The organism is Actinomadura graeca (assembly GCF_019175365.1).
GTDB classification, from domain to species: Bacteria; Actinomycetota; Actinomycetes; order Streptosporangiales; family Streptosporangiaceae; genus Spirillospora; species Spirillospora graeca.
The window spans coordinates 5113328-5130554 of sequence record NZ_CP059572.1; the positions used below are offsets into that span (position 1 = coordinate 5113328).

Here is a 17227-nt window from a genome sequence, read left to right on the forward strand (position 1 = left end):
CGTCGACCCTGTCCGTATCGCCACATATCGAGGGATGACGCCGAGGAACTCCTCGTTAGTGAGATTTCCGACTAGGCTGGCAGCGGCCGCCGGGCGTCCGAGCTCGTCCCATTCCTGGTGGCCGGGGGGACGACGGTGTTCGTTTCGGTGAGGAGCGGTGATGCGAGACGACGACGCCCCAGATCTCCGGTCGGTCCAGGGCATCGACACGACAAAGGCGAATTCTGCCCGCATCTGGGATTACCTCCTGGGCGGCCAGGAGAATTACCCGGTGGACCGTGAACTGGCCGCCGAAGTCGCCGAATTCCTTCCCGATATCGCCGAGCAGGCGAAGGCGGACCGGTTGTTCCTGAGCCGCGTCATCGGCTTCCTGGCCGGTGAGGCGGGGATCACGCAATTCCTCGACATCGGCACCGGCCTGCCGACGGCCAACAACACCCACGAGGTGGCGCAACGCGCGAACCCGTCCTGCCGTGTCGTGTACGTCGACAACGACCAGCTGGTCCTTGCGCACGCCCGGGCCCTCCTGACCAGTACCCCGGAGGGCCGGACGGCGTATGTGGACGCCGACATGCACGACCCCGACCACATCCTCGACCGGGCCGAGGAGACCCTGGAGCTGTCCCGGCCCGTCGCGATCACGATGCTGGGGGTCTTCTGGCACATCCTGGACGACGCCGAAGCGAGCCGGATCATGGAGCGGCTGCTGGCCCGGGTGCCGTCCGGCAGCTATCTGGCCGTGAGCCAGCAGACGCTGGAGATCACCGGTGAGAAGGCGGCCGAAGCGGTCCGGTTGTGGAACGAGCGGGGAAGCCCCCCGGGCGTCTGGCGCACCCCCCGGCAGATCGAGGAACTGTTCCTCGGACAGGGACTGGAGATCATCGAGCCCGGGGTGGTGACGTGCACGCGGTGGCGTCCCGAGACCGCGGCCTTCGACCTCCCGGAGACCGACCAGTTCGCCGCCGTCGGCAGGAAGCCGTGACCGGCGCCGTCCTCCGGTGATCCGATGCCGTTGTCTCGGTATCAAGCAAAATCGCAGGCCATGTCCCGTAGGATCCCGCTGTGTACGGCCGATGGCGGGCCGGTACGCCCGGTGGGAGCAGGGCGGCGGGCGCGGCCGGTTCGGGAACGCGTTCAGGGGAGTGGACGTGGGCATCGTGGGCGCGGATACCGGATGGTCGGGCTGGTCGTCGGCGCGTGACACCGATGCGCTGACCCGTCCCCGGATGGTGCTCGGTGCCCGGCTGCGGGCATTGCGGGAGGGCAGCGGCCTCCGCCTGGCCGAGGCCGCCCTGGCGGTCGGCTCCCCGGCCCGGCTCCAGGCGATGGAACGCGGGATCACCCCTTCGGACCCCCGCGAGGTGATCGCGCTCGCGGAGATGTACGGGATCTCCGACCACGGGACGCGCATGGCGCTGCTGGAGCTGTCGCAGCTGTCCCGCCAGGAGGGCTGGTGGGCGCCGTACCGCCAGCTGATCCGCTCCTGGTTCCTGCCGTACCTCGGCGCCGAGCAGTCGGCGAGGGTGATCCGCTGCTACGCGCGCGAGATCGTCCCGGACCTGCTGCAGCACCCCGACTACGCCCGCGCGGTGATCCGTGCGCGGAACCCGCGTGCGGACGAGCGCGAGATCGACCAGCGGCTGCGGCTCCGCCTGCGGCGGCAGCGCATCCTCCATGGAGAGCGTCCGGTCCATCTCTGGGCGATCCTCGACGAGGCCGTGTTCCGCCGTCCCGTCGTGAACGCAGGCTCCCTGTACCGCCAGCTCGAGCATTTGCAGGAGCTGTGCGAGCTGCCCCACGTGACGATCCAGCTCCACCGCGGGGACGTCGCCGGGCTCGGAGCGCCCCTCACGTTGGTCCAGCTGCCAGAGCGGAACCTCGGCCAGGTGGTCTTCCTGGAGCGGTTCGACGCCGCCCTGTACCCCGAGGAGTCGGACTTCCACCGGCACGAGATGAACGCCCTGGCCGTCCACGCGCCGCCACCCGACCAGACCCCGGCCCGGCTGAGAGAACTGATCAGCAAACTGTCACCCGGGATGAACGGAACGTGCTGATCGGACGAAATCGCCGGGACCGTTGTGAGATCCTGGGATCTGTCGGGCTGGCCCTCAGTCGGGGTGTTCTCGGTCCGTATGTCGCGTCATGCGACTCTTGAACGATAAACGATCGTCCCGGACGTCGTCCGTGCCCGGACTGACCTGATGAGAGCGGAATCGATGGCGAAGTTGCCTATCCGAAGGACGCCCGCCTACGTCGCTTTCATAGACCATCTCAGACGCTTCTACGCCTACTGCGGTGATCCTCAGCAGAAGCACATCATCGAAGTGGTCTCGAAGACCCACGAGATGTACCTGCTGAAGGACGGGGGGCGCGCGCGGAAGGTCGAGATCACCGCGCCTTGGCTCAGCCAGCTGCTCAACGGGAAGCTGGAAGCGCTTCCGAGCGCCGATAAGCTGGCGGCTCTTGTCCTCGCTCTCCAGCATTGGGCCGTCGCGATCGGCCTGGAGCCGGAAGACCCCGGTAGAGCCGCCCTGCCCGAATGGCAGGAACTCCTCCGCCAGGCCAAGGGGAACGCCAAGCAAGAAGCATGTGACGGTGTTCTCGTCACCGATGGGCTTGCCGAAGAGATCATCCGAGGACCCGTCCGTAGGCCCGTCCGTGAACCGGTCCGTGAATATGCACGGAGAGCGGCCGGCGCATCGAAACCGCCCGACACCGCGATGTCGAGGCGAGAGGATGGTCAGGAGCACCACGTCGAGCGCGCTGCCCGGGTCCATCTGACGCCGGGCGAGCTGAACTACCTGCTGAGGCATGGATCCTACGCGTCGACCATCGCGCCCCTCATCGGGGACGGCCACGCCCTGTACGACTTCCAAGGTGCAGTCATCTTCGCCTGTAGTGCCGAGCACCTCGACACGGCGTTCGTCCTCCTCAAGAGCGCGGCGGCGGCGGGTGACAGACGTGCGCTCGACCTGTTCGCACTCTGCCAGGAGGGGCTCACCGTGCAGATGGGGGTGGAGCACGCGCGCCTTCTCGCCGAGGAGTACCGGCTCAGCGGGAAGCGCCGCGAGTATCACACCTTCAGATCTTGTGCGACCAACGCCTCGGTACACGACGGCAAGAAGTATTGGCGCCCCCTGTCGTAGCCGGAGGCAAATTCCAGCGGATTCCACGGGTTTTCCGGGCCTTCAACGCGCATATAGTTCGTTATCTTTGTGTTTGGGCGGCCCATAGGGCGCAATGATGCGCCAAAGTGTCCTCGTGATGGCCACTTGTCCTCTCGACCTCGACGAAGCCGCGCTGGAACTGATTCTCACGACCCACTGGATGGTGACCACCGGGCGGCGACTGTACGAACGGCCCGTGCTCCACCAGCTGGGCGCCGAGGAGCTCATCGACTTCTGGGCGGACGACCGGCTGGTCGCGCCCGTCCCCGCCTCCTCCGGCGGGACTCGGTGAGCGGCTGGTTCCCGCGGCTGAGGGACAGGGGCGCCGACGATGCGCCGCCTCCCGCCCAGCCCCGCCATCATCTCCTCTGCGGGGTCGACATCTCCGGCTACTCCCGGCACGACCAGAAGACGCAGATGTTCCTCCGGCATTCGATGTACAAGATCATCAAGGACGCGCGCAGGGCCGCTCGCATTCCGCCCTGGCGATGCCAGAGCGGCGACCGCGGTGATGGGATCCTGATCGTCGCCGACTCCGGGATCGGGCCGGAAATGATGTTCCCGGCATTCGTCGAGCGGGCGAAGAAGGGTGTGCGGGACCACAACGCCTGCGCCGCCCGGGACGAGCGGGAGCGCATGCGGCTGCGCATGGCCGTCCACGCCGGATATCTGCAGAAGGACTCCCGCGGGTTCTCCGGCGACGCGGCCAACCATGTCGCCCGGCTGCTGGACGCGCCCGCGCTCAAGGGCCGGATGGACGAGTGGCGGGCCGACTTCGCCGTCGTCGTCTCCGAGGCGTTGTACCGCGAGGTCAGCGGCTACCACCTCATCGACCCCGGAGCCGCGTTCCCCATCCCCGTGGACGTCAAGGAGACCCACGGCCGGGCCTGGGCGATCATCCTCTGACGCGTCCGCCCCCGCCCGTCCCGGCGTGATGCGGGGGCGGCCGGTGGCGGTCCGGGGACCGCCGCCGGTGCCGCGTCCCGCCTCAGCCCGCCAGGAAGTCGAGGAGGTCGGCGTTGAAGCGCTCCTTGTCGCCCGGGACGAGGGCGATGCCGTGCGACCCGCCCTCGTACACCTTGAGGGTGGCGTCCGGGATGATCTCCGCGGATTTGCGGGCCGTGGCGTCGATCGGGACGACCTGGTCGTCGTCGCCGTGCACGATCAGCGTCGGGACGTCGAACCGGCGCAGGTCCTCGTGGAAGTCGGTCTCGGCGAACGCCGTGACGCAGTCCACGCCGGCCTTGACGCTCTCGTGCATCGCCATGAACCAGAACGCGTCCCGGTTGCCCTGGGTGGCCTTGGTGTTCGGACGGTTGGCGCTGAAGAAGCCCTCGGAGGTCTCCCTCCAGAACTGCGAACGCTCGTTCAGGAGGCCGCTCTTGATGTCCTCGAACACCTCTGCGGGCACCCCTTCGGGGTTGGTATCCGTCTGGAGCATCAGCGGCGGGATCGCCGACAGCAGCACCGCCTTGGAGACCCGGCCCGTCCCGTGCCGACCGATGTAGCGGGCCAGTTCACCGCCGCCCATCGAGTGCGCCACCAGCACCACGTCCCACAGGCCGAGGGCCTCGATGAGGTCGTTGAGGTCGTCGGCGAAGGTGTCGAAGTCGTAGCCCTCCCACGGCTGGCCCGACCTGCCGTGCCCGCGCCGGTCGTGCGCGATGCCGCGGTAGCCCGCGTCGGCGACCGCCTTCAGCTGGTCGTCCCACGCGTCGGCGTTCAGCGGCCACCCGTGGATGAACAGCACCGGCTGCCCGCGTCCCCAGTCCTTGTAGTAGATCTCGACACCGTCGCGCGTCTTGACGAAACTCATCGGATGCCCCCTGATGGCGATCGGAGGGCGCCCCCGCCCGGGACGCCTATCCAGCGGGGTACCCCGGCCCCACCAGGCAAACGCCGCCAGCCGCCATGCCGCCTGACGCCATGCCGCCTGGCGCCGGGCTCAGCCCTCGTCCGGGACGCAGGCGTCGGAGATCCCCCTCAGCCAGGACCGGAAGGCCGCCCGCTGCTCCTCGTCCAGCCCGGCCTCCAGGTCGGTCTCCCGGCGGGCGACGGCGAGCCGGGCCCGCCTCAGCAGGGCGCGCCCGTCCTCGGTGATCTCGATCGCCTGGGTGCGGCGGTCGGCGGGGTGCGGCCGCCGCACGATCAGCCCGTTGCGCTCCAGCCCGGCGAGCATCTCGTTGGCGGACTGCCGGGAGCTGGACACCTTCCGGCCGATGTCGGCGTTCGACAGGCCCGGATGGTCCTGGACGATCAGCAGCGTGGCGTACTGGGGCGTCGACAGCCCGAACTCCTCGAGTTCCGCTCCGATGGCGGCGCGCATGCCGAGCCAGGCGCTGCGGACCATGAAGGCGAGCGTGCCGTCGCCGTATCCGAACTCTCCCACCCGCCCAACTCTTCCATGCCCGGCCGCGCCACGACAGATTGACAGGTTCCTGACGAACTAGGCTATCGTCAAGAACCTGACAATCAGCCTACCTCCGTAAGGGCACGCGATGGCCGCAACCCGGCAGCGACTGATCCTGGCCGTACTCGTCGTCTCCCCGATCGTCATCTGGATGGACAACACCATCCTGAACACCGCGTTCGTCCGTCTCGCCGACCCGGACCGCGGGCTGGGCGCCTCCCCGGGCGAGCTCCAGTGGGCGGTCGGCTCCTACACGCTCGTCTTCGCCACCCTGATGTTCACCGCCGGGGCGCTCGGCGACCGCTTCGGCCACCGCACCGTCCTGCTCAGCGGGATGGTCGTCTTCGGCCTCTCGTCGGTGTGGGCCGCGTACGCGGGCAGCGCGGCCGAGCTGATCGCCGCCCGCGCCGTGATGGGCCTCGGCAGCGCCCTCGCGGTCCCCGCCACCATGGCGATCCTGACCTGGGCCTTCACCGGCCCCGCCCGCGCCTCGGCGTTCGGCGCCTTCAGCATCTCCGCCGGGGTCGGCATCGCGGCCGGGCCGGTGCTCGCGGGCGTCCTGCTCGACCGCTTCTGGTGGGGCTCGGTGTTCCTCGTCAACGTGCCGGTCGTCGTCCTCGCGCTGGCGGCGATCGGCTGGGTGGTGCCGAACTTCCGGAGCCAGGAGCCGCGCCGGCTGGACGTCGCCGGCCTCCTGCTGTCGACCGCCGGGCTCTCCACACTGGTGTACGGGCTGATCCGGGCGGGACAGGTGTCCGCGTGGGCCCGGTGGGACGTGGTGCTCCCCGCCACAGCCGGCCTGGTCCTGCTGGCCGCGTTCGTGGCGGTCGAGGCCCGCGTCCGGCAGCCCGGCTTCGACCCCCGGCTGCTCGCCCGCCGGGTCTTCGGCGGCGGCAACGCGGCGCTCGGCCTGCTGTTCCTCGCGATGACCGCCAGCACCTTCTTCGGCGCCTTCTACCTCCAGGGCGCCCGCGGCTTCTCCCCTCTCGCGGCCGGGCTGGCCGGGCCGCTGCCCGCCGCCATCGGCGTGATGCTGGGCGCCCCGCTGGCGACGCGGCTGGTCGCGCGCTCCTCCGTGCGGCCCGTCACCGTCACCGGGCTCGCCACCGCCGCGCTGGTCATGGGGGCGTGGAGCCTGTTCGGCCTGCACACCCCGCTGATCTGGGCCGAGATCCTGTCCTTCGTCCAGGGGCTGGCCATCGGGACCGTGATCGCACCCGTGAGCACGGCCGTCATGAGCACCATCCCCCTGGACCGCGCCGGAGCCGGCTCCGCGGTCAACAACACGATCCGGCAGACCGGCAGCGTCCTCGGCATCGCGGTGGGCGGCACGATCATGTCGATCGTCTACCGGCGGGGGATCGAGGACGCCCTGGCCGGGACGTCCGGGCCCGTCCGCGACCAGGCCCGGATCTCCGCCGAGCAGGCCCGGCACGCGGCGTCCGCCGCGCGGCGCCCCGACCTGGCCGAGGCCGCCGACCGCGCCTTCATGCACGCGATGCACGTGACCAGCCTGTGGACGATGGCCATCGCCCTCGGCGGCGCCCTCGTCCTGGTGGCCGCCTTCCGCCCGTCCCGGGCCGGGGACCCCGTGACCGTCCCCGAACAGGAACGAGAGGAACCCACCCCCGACCGCGTCTGAAAACCTCCCGCCACACCGCCCGCCGCCGCGCCGGAGAAGCCGTCGAAAGAACATTCACATCTATGTCCGGACCACTGCACAGATGGCCACACGACTCCGGCGCGCCGCAACTCTCACCACTGACATCCGAGGCCGTCCCTCCGCACAAGGGCGTTAACTGCATCAGATTTCGGACGTGTCGAAATCGTGATGCGGTCAACATCTTCGAAGGATCACCCCCTGCAGGTCAGGGGATCGCCGACCCTTATTCGGAGGGGAGGTCTGGATATATCCAGGTACGCATTGCGAGCCGCTTTACAGGACTGCCACGAAATTTGTGTAGTGTTCCTTGCTGGATAGTAAGGCGTGCTCGCGCGTATCCGGGAGGTCCAGTGGCCGCGGACCGAGGTGAGGCGGCTTCGCCGTTCGTCGAAGAGTTACAGCGCCTGGTGACCCAACGCCGTCTCTCGTGGCGGCGGCTCGCGGATCTGACCGGCTACCATCCCAGTTGGTTGAGCAAGGTCCGGCATGGAGCACCTCCGTCGGCCGACCTTGTCAGGCGTTGCGACGACGTTCTGGAAGCGGGGGGAAGGCTCATCTCGCTCGCCAAGGTCACCCCCTTGTCGAGCCCCGCGCAACTTCCCGCCCCGCCCGCCGGTTTCGTGGGACGAGAAGCCTTCCTCGCGCGAATGCGGAATATCCTCCTGAACGGGCGCGGTGCGAGCGGGACCCCTGTCGTCGTGGTCGAGGGGCCGCCCGGCATCGGCAAAACGACCGCGGCGCTCCGCTGCGCGGAGGACATCCTCCGGTCCGAGCCCGCGGAATTCCCCGACGGCCAGCTCTTCGTGGACCTCAGAGGCTATTCCCCTGATGGCGGACCGTCCTGCCCTGCGGATGTGCTGGAGGGATTCCTGGTGTCCCTCGGGGTCCCCGCCCAGGAGGTCCCCGCCAGGATGGAACGGCGTGCGGCGTTGTACCGGTCGCTGCTGGCATCGCGCCGCGTACTGATCATCCTCGACAACGCGGCATCGTCCGACCAGGTCGAGCCCCTCCTGCCGGGATCCTCCGACAGCGCCGTCATCATCACGAGCCGCCGCCGGCTCGGCGCGCTGACGATGCGCGTCAATGTCGAGCGGGGAGAACTGCGCCCCCTGTCGGAGGACGAGTGCGTGGCCGTGCTGAGGTCGGCCATCGGCGCCGAACGCGCCACCTCGGAGGCGGAATCGGTCGCCGTGCTCGCCCATCTGTGCGGGCGCCTGCCCCTGGCCCTCCGGATCGTCGCCGAGAGGGTGGCGGCGCATCCGCATCATCCCATCGGCGAACTGGCGGACGAACTCGCCGCCGAGCGCCAGCGTCTCGACGGGCTGGCGATCCACGACTCGGTGAACGTCCGGTCGGCGTTCGGATGGTCCTATCGGGCGTTGAGCGAGGCGGAGGCGCGCACGTTCCGGTATCTCGGCATGCATCGCGGTCCCGACGCGAGCGTGGAGGCGGTCGCCGCGCTGACCGGGGTCCCCGTGCTGAGGACGCGCCGCCGGCTGCAGAAGCTCCACGAGTTCCATCTGCTCGAAGGGGTCCCCGGCAGCCGCTACCGTCATCACGACCTGCTGCGGCTCTTCGCGGCCGAGCGGGTGGAGGCCGACGAGCCCATCGCGGACCGGATCGCGGCGGCGCGCCGTCTGAGCAACTGGTACGTCCATACGGCCATGGCGGGCGGACGGGCCCTGGCGCCCTTCCGGCTCAACCCGCTGGTGTTGCCGGGTGTGGAGCCCGGCACCACCCCCTTGCGGTTCGGTGACGACAAGGCGGCCCTCCGCTGGTACGACACGGAGGCCGCGAACTTCGTCGCGGTCACCCGGCTCGCCGTCGACCATGGCCTGCACGAGACCGCGTGGAAGCTGGCGGTCGCCCTGTTCGACTACTTCCGCCTGCTCAGGAGACCCGGAAGCATCTGGCTCGCGACGACCGCGCTCGCCCTCCGGGCGGCCAAGGACATCGCCGACCGCTACGCCGAGGGCTGGGTGGAGACCAGTCTCGCGGAGGGATACCGCTGGCTGCGTCGCTATGAGCGCTCAAGGCTCCATTTCGAGCACGCGCTCCAGGTGCGCCGCGAGGTCGGAGACCGGCACGGTGAGGCGTGGGCCCTCGCGGGCCTCGGCTTCCTCGCGGTCGATCAGGGGCACTGGGAACCGGCCCGCGAATGCGCCTGCCAGGCCATATCGATCTTCACCGAGCTCGGCGACCACCACGGCCGGGCGTCGAGCATGCTGACCATCGCCGATTCCTGCCGTGGCCGCCGGGACCACGCCGAGGCGCTGGCCATGCTGGACGAGGCGCTCGCGATCTTCGAGCGGATCGAGAACCACGACGGCCAGGGGCTGGCGCTGGCGAAGCTGGCGGGCGTCCACACCGATCACGGCCGGCTCGAACTGGCGCTGACCTTCCTCGACCGGTCCGTCCAGGCCAGGAGGATCGCCGGTTCCCGCTGGGGTGAGGCGGACGGCCTCGCGCGACAGGCCCGCACGCTGGAGGCGCTGGGTCGCGCCGATCCGGCGCGGCGGTCCTGGGAGGCGGCCCTCGAACTGTACGAGGAACTCGGTGACGGGCGGGCCGACGACATCCGCGCGCATCTGGAGGGGCGCGGTCCCCGCGCCGTCGCCGGAACGCTGTCAGTGCCCGCCTGGTGAGAAGACGACCGGAAGCGAGTGGACTCCGCGGATGACGAAGCTGGGCTGCCTGCGGATCTGGTCGGCGGGAGCCGCCAGCGCCAGGCCGGGAAGCCGGTCGAGGAGCGTGCCGACCGCGATCCTCCCCTCGACCCGGGCCAGCCGTGCTCCGAGGCAGTAGTGGACGCCGCGGCCGAACGCGAGGTGGGAGGTGTCGGCACGGTCGATACGGAACTCGTCGGGGGCGGTGAACCGGCCGGGGTCGCGGTGTGCGGCCGCCAGCGAGATCACCACGGGCTCGCCCGCGCCGATCACCGTTCCGCCGATGGTGACCGGCTCGGTGGGGAACCGCCAGGCCGCGAGCTCCATCGGGCCGTCCCACCGGAGCACCTCTTCGATGGCCGGGTCGAGCAACTCGGGGCGGGACCGCAGCAGGCTCAGCTGATCGGGATGGCGGAGCAGTGCGAGCACCGCGTTCGCGACGAGGGCGACGTTCCCCTCGTGGCCCGCCAGCGCCAGCAGGAAGACCATCGAGAGCAGCTCGGTCTCGCCGAGGTCCTCCTGGATCAGCTCGCTGATGAGATCGTCGCCCGGGTTGCGGCGTTTCGCCGCGATGAGCTCTTTCAGGTAGACGTCGGGGCGCGGTACGGGTGGCCCGTCGGGGAGCGCGTTCGAGGTCCACTGCCGGAAGTAGCGGTGATCCTCCGCGGGGACGCCCAGGATCTCGCCGATCACGGAGATCGCCAACGGGAAGGCGTAGTCGGCGATGATCTCCGCCGAGCCCCTGTCCTGGAAGCCGTCGACCAGTGAACCGGCGATCTCCTGGATGCGATCGCGCATCCGTTCCACCCGTTCCGCGGAGAAGGCTCCGGTCACCGACCGGCGGAGGCGTGTGTGGTCGGGGGGCTCCAGGGTGAGCAGGTGGGTGGCCAGCGCGGATCCGTCCTCAAGTCCGCGGTCGCGGTCGTCCGTCCGCCACGCGGGAGCCGCGGCGCGTGGATCCCTGCTCAGCCTCGGGTCCGCGAGGGCGGCCCGGGCCTCCTCGAAGGGGAGGATCCACCAGCAGTACAGATCGTCGCGAAGGCGCATCCGGCGCACCGGCGCTTCTTCCCGGAGCCGCCGATAGGCAGGGTAGGGATCGGACGCGAACCCGGGCCCGAGCAGCTGCCTCTTCCTGTCCCTCACCGAATCTCCTCGGATTCACTCGCAACGGGCCGGACCTCACGGTGCCGTCCTCGCCGGGCCCCATCGTGGCATGATCACAGAGAGTGCCGCTTTCCTCTCACTTCGCTAGTGATGTTTCGCTGATTTCTCAACGCGTCAACACTTGCTGCACCGCGCGAGCATCATGGCATCATGGAGCCAGTTCGAAAAGCCTCTGAAACGGGTCAATGACGTGCCCGGACGGTGTCCGGGGCCTGCGTCCATCGGCGGGGGCGCGATCAATGACGCAACTACGAACATCAGTGCAGGGGGGTCACCGGCTCGTGGATCGCATGATGAAAGATTAGCGATGAGTGAGGACGGACTTCGGGTCCGTCAAGGCGTGGGGGCCCGCCGTTGCGGGCGAGTCCTGTCCTTCTCCCGGACCGGCTCGCGGAGCCGGCACCACGCCTATCATCGCCCTGGTCCTTCGAAATTCACCCTCGTGGGCTTGCGGTGGACCAGATGTCTTTGACGGTCGGTGCGGCGGCCGTGAAAGAGCCGAGATCGAGCATGGTCCGTTTCGCCGGGCCGTGACCGGAGTCGAGGACGGACGGTCGCGGAGTATCTGTGCGACCCCGGCGTGGACATGTACTTCTTCTGGCGGTCGTGCCGGGTCGGGGCGTGATCGAGGACGTCGTTGCACGTGGTGGGGGCACACGTCACCATCGCGTACGCCGGCCCCCGCCGTCGACCACATCACACCGCTGCTCATCCGTCGGCCAGGGAATCGCCCAGGCCGAGCCGTGAGGAGGTGTAGACCGACCAAACGCACCTTGATGATAGGAAAAGCGGTCATCTCCACCGCGCAGACGGGCGGCTCGCGCGGATCCACTCGATGGGCTTTCGGCCCGCCGGGTGATATCGGAGAGGCGCTTTCCAATGCTCGCCAATCAGCTGAATCTGATGGAGGTGTGTCATCGGTACGCAATCGGAGGGGGCCGACCCTGCCGCCCGTCAAGGGGGGAGCGGCCACGCTGAACGCGTCTTCCGTGTTCTGGAGGCGTTCACCGAGCTCGGCGGACGAGTCTGCCGGCTCAAGGAGATAGCCAACGTGGCGCAACTGGACGACTCCGTCGTCTATCGGATCCTTCAGTCCGGTGTACGCAGCGGGATGTTCGCGAAAGTGGGGCGGGGACGCTACCGGCCCGGCTCCCGTGCCGCGCAGTTCGGCGCGCAGGCGCTCTTACGCGCGCCGAGCGCGGAGGCGGTGTCCGAGCCTCTCCGGGAACTGCGCGACGCCACCGACGGCGGCCCGGCGTTCCTCCTTGCTTTGACCTATTTTGGTGGGTTGCACCTCCAGTGTGCGGCCTCGGCGCTGAGCGACTCCGACTTGAAGAAGCTGGATACGGCGCCACGTGGGATATTGAAAGCAAACCAGCATTTTGCCTGCGGGACCGCTGGACGCGCGATCCTGCCGTTCTTGCCAGAGCACTCCCGCGAATGGCTTGCGATAGATGTGACGGCCGGTGCGGGTGAAGGTGCGGGTGCTCCCGGCGACGCCGAGCTCTGTGCCTCCCTGGAGCAGGTCGGCCGGAAGGGGTACGCGGTGGGGGCCGGGGAGGAGGAGACCGGCTGGTGTTCGTACGCCGCCCCGGTCTTCTGGGACTGCTCCATCATGGGCGCCGTCCTTCTCCTGAAGCCGGTGTCCGCGCCGTCGCCGGGTGCGGACCGGTGCGGTGAGGCGACCAGGGCCGCCGCCGGCAAGATCAGTCAGTTGCTCTCCAGCGATCCGGCGGGGACCCCGGCGCGACGTGTCCCGCTCGGCCTCCACGGGATCGACGGCCGGAGGGCCGGCCTCTCCACCTGATCGGATCGGACCCCGCGGATCCCGGGCCGGTGCGCCGGCCGATGGCCGGCGCACCGGCCCGCTCATCGGTTCGCCGGGGCGTCAGAGGAGCGACCGTCGGTGCTGAGCGCGACCGGGGCCGCGTGCGGGCGCGCCTGATCGCGTCGGATGAGGACGTATCCGATCTCGCCGATCACCAGCCCCACCGCGACGATGCCCGCCGCGGGCAGGCCGAGCCGGCCCGCGGACACGCCGTGGTCCAGCAGGAAGCCGCCCACGACGGGCGCCAGCGAGACACCGATGTAGTTGGCCGACGAGACGAGTGAGATCGACAACTGTGCGGCCGCCGGGCGGGCTCCCACCAGCCGGTCCTGGATCGGCACGAGCATGGCCCAACCGCAGACGCCCCAGATCGACATCGCCACGACGGCGGTCGCCAGGTGCCGGTTCGTCCACGGCGTGGTGGCGAACACGGCGACCGCGACGATCCCGGCGGTGTTGATCACGATGTGGTTGCCGAACCTGTCGGTCAGCCGGCCGCCCGCGAGATTGCCGACGGTCGCGGCGGCGCCGAAGGCGAAGAGCAGCCAGGCGAGCGTGGTCGTGTCCCGTCCCGTCGCCGGTGCGAAGACCTGGCTGATGTAGGTGTAGAGGATGAAGAGCCCGCAGTACGCGACGAGCACGAGGGCCAGGGTGAGCCCGATCCGGACGTCGGTGAGCGGTGAGAGCCGCTGGCGAAGCCGCACCGGTGGAGGCGCCGGTACCGCGCGCAGGCTGACCAGGACGGCGATGACGCCGGCGAGCCCGACCGCGGCGACGAAGTACATCGTGCCGCGCCAGTCGGTGTAACCGCTGATCCAGGTGCCGATCGGCGTGCCGAGGGCGGTCGCCGCGCTCAGGCCCCCGAACAGGATGGACAGCGCCGTGGCCCGCTTCTCGGTGGGCGCGAGGCCCACCACGGCACCGGCGGCGGTCGGCGTGTAGATGGCGCCGCCCAGTGCCGCGACCACCCGGAACGCCATGGCGACCTCGTAGGTCTGCGACAGCCCGGTGCCGATGTTCCCCGCGATGAAGACGCCGAGGCCGGTCAGCAGGAGGAGCTTGCGCGGCACCCGTGCCGCGAAGGTGGCGATGACGGGCGACAGGATGGCGTACGCCAGGGCGTACGCGGTGATGAGCCGGGCGCTGGTCGACACGCTGACATCCAGGTCCCGCGCGACGCTGGGCAGGATCCCGGCCACCACGAAGCTGTCGGTGCCGATCGCGAACATGCCGAGGGCGAGCGCGAGGATCCGCAGGACGAGTCCGGTCTCCAGGTTCTCGGGCTTGCCGCCGGTGACGTGTGCCACGCTGCCGCTCCCAACGGTAGAGGGTTGGATTTGCCGTTAGCCCTGTGAGGACGGTAGCAACGGCTCACGGAGAATCGCAAGGGTTACCATTAGTGGCATGATCGCCTCCATCGATGTCGGGGAGACACCGCCGGTGCCCGGTGAAGATCGGTTCTCTTCGCTGGCACTGGTCAACACCGAGCACCTGCGGCCGGGTGGCCCGCATGACGGGCTGTCCGATCCGGCCGCCGCGAGCGCCTGGCTGGAGGGGAGGGCGCTGATCCCTCCGGGCGTCGCGCTCGACGAGAACCAGACGACCCGGCTGCGCGACCTCCGCGCCGCGTCGCGCGACCTCTTCGAGGCGCGGATCGACGGCGTGGCGCCCGCGGCGGAAGCCCTGGAACGCGCGAACACCGTCCTCGCGCGGCATCCGGTGGCGCGGATCATCGAGTGGTCGGACGAGGGGGCGCGCAGGGTGGTCCGGACGCGGCGCGGCACCGAGGTCGATCTGGCGCTCGGCCTGCTCGCCGAGGACGCGGCGCGCCTGCTGACGGGCGCCGAGGCCGCCAAGCTCGCCCTTTGCGCGGCCCCCAAGTGCACACGCCTCATGGTGCGCACGCATGCGGCCCGGCGCTGGTGCTCGGACCGATGTGGCAACCGCGTCCGCGCCGCCCGGCATTCGTCGGCCGAAGGAACCGCCGGCGCCTGACGGAGACGGACGGATACGGAGGGAGACGGACGGATACGGACGCAGGCGGTGGGCCGTCCCGGGGACCGTGACGGAGCACGGCCCGGCGCGGCCGTGGTCAGGATCCGACGAGCCGGAGCCTCGCCGACAGATGCCGCGTCAGCTCCGTTCCCACCGCCGCCAGGTCATGGACGTAGCCGAGTTCGTCCCCCTCGACGGCATAGCGGCGCCGTGCGGCGTCGACCTGTTTGGCCATCGGTGTGCGGAGCACGTCCTTGGTGGTCATGTCGACCTCGGCCCCCGACGCGCGGCCTAGGTAGGTCTCGATGATCCCCGTGGGATGCGCGAGCAGCGCCTCCATGTACCCGTCGGGTGTGACCCGCCACCATCCGACCTCCCTGCCGGAGGGACGGAGCACCTCACCGTCGTCGTCGAGCAGCCATGCCCTGGCCTCGTACCGGACGAACGGCCGGCCGTCGTGCGAGATGTCGATCTCCTGCTCGTAGGCGAATCCCCGGTCGAGGGTGGGATAACCCCCCTCGCCGCGCCCCCGCCAGCGACCCAGGTACGGCAGCACCGGCCGTATCCAGGGGTGCGGTGCCGCGCCGGCCCGCCCCGCGTCGTTTCCCTCGTCCACCGTCTCTCCCGTCTTCCCTGTCGCGAGAAAGTGGCCGTCTTCCCGGACCCGGGCTTCGGAGACGCATTCTAGGGCTTCGCTGAACGGCCCCGGGTAATGCAGATCTAAATTCTTCAAAGTTCTCCGGACGCCTTTCTCGCCTCGTGAGAAGGCGGCTTTTCTCGGTGGATGCAAAACGACAGATGAGAAAGCTCTTTGTGGTGGAATGCTTGACGTCTCGCCGAACGTGCTGCCTAGGATGAATCGCGTCATGAGGATCGGCCTAATGGTTCCCTCAAGACCTCGGGAGGATGCATGTACGACGTGATAGTCGTGGGGGCGCGCATTTCTGGATCCGCTGTCGCCCTGCTGCTGGCGGAGCGCGGATACCGGGTGGCGCTCATCGACCGGGCGCGTTTTCCGAGCCCGACGTCCTCCGCCACGAACCTGATCCACCCGCCCGGGGTGCTCAGGCTCCGCCGCTGGGGCGTGCTCGACGCGCTCGCCGGGCATGCGACCCCGCGCCTCACCCGCTACAGCCTCCGTAGCGGGACCGCCCGGCTGGAGGCCGCCCTGCCGGTGGTCGACGGTGCCGATCACGCGCTCTCGCCGCCGCGGCTCCAGCTCGACCACGCGCTCGTGCGGCGTGCCGTGGACGCGGGCGCCGAGCTCTGCGAAGGCGTCTCGGTCCAGGACCTGCTGCGCTCCGGCGACGGCACCGTCGTCGGCGTCGCCGGGACGTCCAAGGGCGCGGGACGGTTCACCGGAAAGGCCGCCCTCGTCATAGGGGCGGACGGGAAGAATTCCACGGTCGCGGAACTGGCGGGCGCCGTGAAGTATCGGAGGCAGCCGGTTCTCAGTAAAAGCTCGTGGACATATTGGGAGGGGCTTCCCGAGGAGACCGTGGTCCGTACCCACCGCCGGAATCGGAAACACTCGTTCACCTGGTCGACGCATGACGGGCTGACCATCGTGGGAGTGGCCTGGCCTGCGACGGAATTCCCGTCGGGAAGGACCGCCGAACAGGTCGACGACGCCGTCATCGAGGCGTTCGCCGACGCGGACCCGGACTTCGCCCGGGATTTGCGCGAGACACGCCGTGCGGACCGCTGGCTGACCGGCGCGGTGCCCAATTTCCTGCGTGTTCCGCACGGCCCGGGCTGGGCGCTCGTGGGGGATTCCGGCGCCACCCGCGACCCCATCACGGCGTCCGGCATCACCCATGCCCTGCTGAGCGCGGAACTGCTCGCCGACGCGGTGCATGACGGGCTGTCGGGGCTCCGGCCCATGAAGGAGGCGCTGGACGCCTACGCGCGCGCCCGGGATCGGCTGGTGGTGGACCACTACGACTACACCCGCGACTACGCGCGGATCGCCGATCACTCTCCCGAGGAACGCGCGCTGATCCAGGCGATGGGCCGGAGCCCGCACCACGCACGGCAGATGATCGGCCTCTTCGCGACCGTCGTCCCGCCGGCCGACTTCTACACCCGCGCCAACTTCCGTGAACTCTTCGACTACCTGGACGAGACGCGCGGCCTTCCGCCGGGCATCCGGGTCCTGCGCTGGTTGCTGCACGGGCTGCCGGGGCGCCCGGCCGCGGCCGCCGCGCTGGCGGACCGCCTGGTCGCGGCCAAGCTCGGACCCATGGGCGAGCTGCTGCTCAGAAGCGGCAGGCCCGGACGCCCGGCGGCCCTCGCCGGCCGCGCCGGTTGAGCACACACGGCTTCCCTAAGGAG

Annotated in this window: 15 protein-coding genes and 1 pseudogene; 11 read left to right on the top strand and 5 right to left on the bottom strand. The window is 69.8% G+C overall.

What is annotated here, in order from left to right; all coding sequences use genetic code 11:
• The first annotated feature begins 160 nt into the window (after positions 1–160).
• The 5 genes from AGRA3207_RS22730 to AGRA3207_RS22750 all read left to right on the top strand — a co-directional run bounded on the left by AGRA3207_RS22730 (position 161) and on the right by AGRA3207_RS22750 (position 4073).
• Positions 161–982, top strand: a complete 822-nt coding sequence (locus tag AGRA3207_RS22730; protein ID WP_231329062.1) for an SAM-dependent methyltransferase — start codon at positions 161–163, stop codon at positions 980–982.
• A gap of 91 nt (positions 983–1073) precedes the next feature.
• On the top strand, positions 1074–2054 hold the full coding sequence (locus AGRA3207_RS22735) for a helix-turn-helix domain-containing protein (protein ID WP_231329063.1): 981 nt from the start codon (positions 1074–1076) through the stop codon (positions 2052–2054).
• Positions 2055–2201: 147 nt separating this feature from the next.
• Entirely contained in the window at positions 2202–3146 is a 945-nt protein-coding gene (locus AGRA3207_RS22740) for a hypothetical protein (RefSeq protein ID WP_231329064.1), read from the top strand.
• 118 nt (positions 3147–3264) lie between these two features.
• Positions 3265–3459 carry a hypothetical protein gene (locus AGRA3207_RS22745; protein WP_231329065.1) on the top strand — a complete coding sequence of 65 codons (195 nt, stop codon included), beginning with the start codon at positions 3265–3267 and terminating at the stop codon, positions 3457–3459.
• On the top strand, positions 3456–4073 hold the full coding sequence (locus tag AGRA3207_RS22750) for a hypothetical protein (RefSeq protein WP_231329066.1): 618 nt from the start codon (positions 3456–3458) through the stop codon (positions 4071–4073). Before AGRA3207_RS22745 ends, AGRA3207_RS22750 begins: the two co-directional genes overlap by 4 nt.
• An 82-nt stretch (positions 4074–4155) precedes the next feature.
• On the opposite strand, the gene AGRA3207_RS22755 is transcribed toward AGRA3207_RS22750, so the two are convergent.
• Both AGRA3207_RS22755 and AGRA3207_RS22760 read right to left on the bottom strand, forming a co-directional pair.
• A complete protein-coding gene (locus AGRA3207_RS22755; protein WP_231329067.1) occupies positions 4156–4983 on the bottom strand; it encodes an alpha/beta fold hydrolase in 828 nt (275 codons plus the stop codon).
• 129 nt (positions 4984–5112) lie between these two features.
• Positions 5113–5556 carry a MarR family winged helix-turn-helix transcriptional regulator gene (locus AGRA3207_RS22760; protein ID WP_231329068.1) on the bottom strand — a complete coding sequence of 148 codons (444 nt, stop codon included), beginning with the start codon at positions 5554–5556 and terminating at the stop codon, positions 5113–5115.
• A gap of 109 nt (positions 5557–5665) precedes the next feature.
• Here AGRA3207_RS22760 and AGRA3207_RS22765 point away from each other — a divergent pair, with 109 nt between their 5' ends.
• Positions 5666–7219, top strand: coding sequence for an MFS transporter (locus AGRA3207_RS22765; protein WP_231329069.1), 1554 nt, complete (start codon positions 5666–5668; stop codon positions 7217–7219).
• Between the two features lie 668 nt (positions 7220–7887).
• On the top strand, positions 7888–9885 hold the full coding sequence (locus AGRA3207_RS22770; RefSeq protein WP_231329070.1) for an ATP-binding protein: 1998 nt from the start codon (positions 7888–7890) through the stop codon (positions 9883–9885).
• Here the strand turns inward: AGRA3207_RS22770 and AGRA3207_RS22775 are convergent.
• The gene (locus AGRA3207_RS22775; RefSeq protein WP_231329071.1) at positions 9868–11049 is read right to left on the bottom strand and encodes a cytochrome P450 family protein; all 1182 of its coding nucleotides are present in this window, start codon (positions 11047–11049) and stop codon (positions 9868–9870) included. The two genes, AGRA3207_RS22770 and AGRA3207_RS22775, sit on opposite strands and share 18 nt — an antisense overlap.
• 1015 nt (positions 11050–12064) lie before the next feature.
• On the opposite strand from AGRA3207_RS22775, the pseudogene AGRA3207_RS40295 reads away from it, so the two are divergent.
• Both AGRA3207_RS40295 and AGRA3207_RS22780 read left to right on the top strand, forming a co-directional pair.
• A pseudogene (locus tag AGRA3207_RS40295) lies at positions 12065–12112 on the top strand (hypothetical protein); the annotation flags it as partial.
• A gap of 9 nt (positions 12113–12121) precedes the next feature.
• Positions 12122–12877, top strand: coding sequence for an IclR family transcriptional regulator (locus tag AGRA3207_RS22780; RefSeq protein ID WP_231329072.1), 756 nt, complete (start codon positions 12122–12124; stop codon positions 12875–12877).
• Between the two features lie 62 nt (positions 12878–12939).
• Here the strand turns inward: AGRA3207_RS22780 and AGRA3207_RS22785 are convergent, their stop codons facing one another.
• A complete protein-coding gene (locus tag AGRA3207_RS22785; protein WP_231329073.1) occupies positions 12940–14205 on the bottom strand; it encodes an MFS transporter in 1266 nt (421 codons plus the stop codon).
• A 97-nt stretch (positions 14206–14302) separates the two neighbouring features.
• Here AGRA3207_RS22785 and AGRA3207_RS22790 point away from each other — a divergent pair, with 97 nt between their 5' ends.
• Complete coding sequence (locus AGRA3207_RS22790) at positions 14303–14893, top strand: CGNR zinc finger domain-containing protein (RefSeq protein ID WP_231329074.1); 591 nt, start codon at positions 14303–14305, stop codon at positions 14891–14893.
• A 97-nt stretch (positions 14894–14990) separates the two neighbouring features.
• Here AGRA3207_RS22790 and AGRA3207_RS22795 read toward each other — a convergent pair whose 3' ends face one another.
• Positions 14991–15509, bottom strand: a complete 519-nt coding sequence (locus AGRA3207_RS22795) for a heme-binding beta-barrel domain-containing protein (RefSeq protein WP_231329075.1) — start codon at positions 15507–15509, stop codon at positions 14991–14993.
• Positions 15510–15803: 294 nt separating this feature from the next.
• Between AGRA3207_RS22795 and AGRA3207_RS22800 the strand changes: the two genes are divergently transcribed.
• On the top strand, positions 15804–17204 hold the full coding sequence (locus AGRA3207_RS22800; RefSeq protein WP_231329076.1) for an NAD(P)/FAD-dependent oxidoreductase: 1401 nt from the start codon (positions 15804–15806) through the stop codon (positions 17202–17204).
• Positions 17205–17227 lie beyond the last annotated feature (23 nt).

What these genes read in the sequence shown, in the direction of transcription:
- AGRA3207_RS22765 (WP_231329069.1), top strand. Translation starts at nt 5,666, where the DNA reads ATGGCCGCAACCCGGCAGCGACTGATCCTGGCCGTACTCGTCGTCTCC.
- AGRA3207_RS22770 (WP_231329070.1), top strand. Translation starts at nt 7,888, where the DNA reads ATGCGGAATATCCTCCTGAACGGGCGCGGTGCGAGCGGGACCCCTGTC.
- AGRA3207_RS22745 (WP_231329065.1), top strand. Translation starts at nt 3,265, where the DNA reads ATGGCCACTTGTCCTCTCGACCTCGACGAAGCCGCGCTGGAACTGATT.
- AGRA3207_RS22735 (WP_231329063.1), top strand. Translation starts at nt 1,074, where the DNA reads ATGGCGGGCCGGTACGCCCGGTGGGAGCAGGGCGGCGGGCGCGGCCGG.
- AGRA3207_RS22790 (WP_231329074.1), top strand. Translation starts at nt 14,303, where the DNA reads ATGATCGCCTCCATCGATGTCGGGGAGACACCGCCGGTGCCCGGTGAA.
- AGRA3207_RS22800 (WP_231329076.1), top strand. Translation starts at nt 15,804, where the DNA reads ATGTACGACGTGATAGTCGTGGGGGCGCGCATTTCTGGATCCGCTGTC.
- AGRA3207_RS22730 (WP_231329062.1), top strand. Translation starts at nt 161, where the DNA reads ATGCGAGACGACGACGCCCCAGATCTCCGGTCGGTCCAGGGCATCGAC.
- AGRA3207_RS22755 (WP_231329067.1), bottom strand. Translation starts at nt 4,983, where the DNA reads ATGAGTTTCGTCAAGACGCGCGACGGTGTCGAGATCTACTACAAGGAC.
- AGRA3207_RS22740 (WP_231329064.1), top strand. Translation starts at nt 2,202, where the DNA reads ATGAGAGCGGAATCGATGGCGAAGTTGCCTATCCGAAGGACGCCCGCC.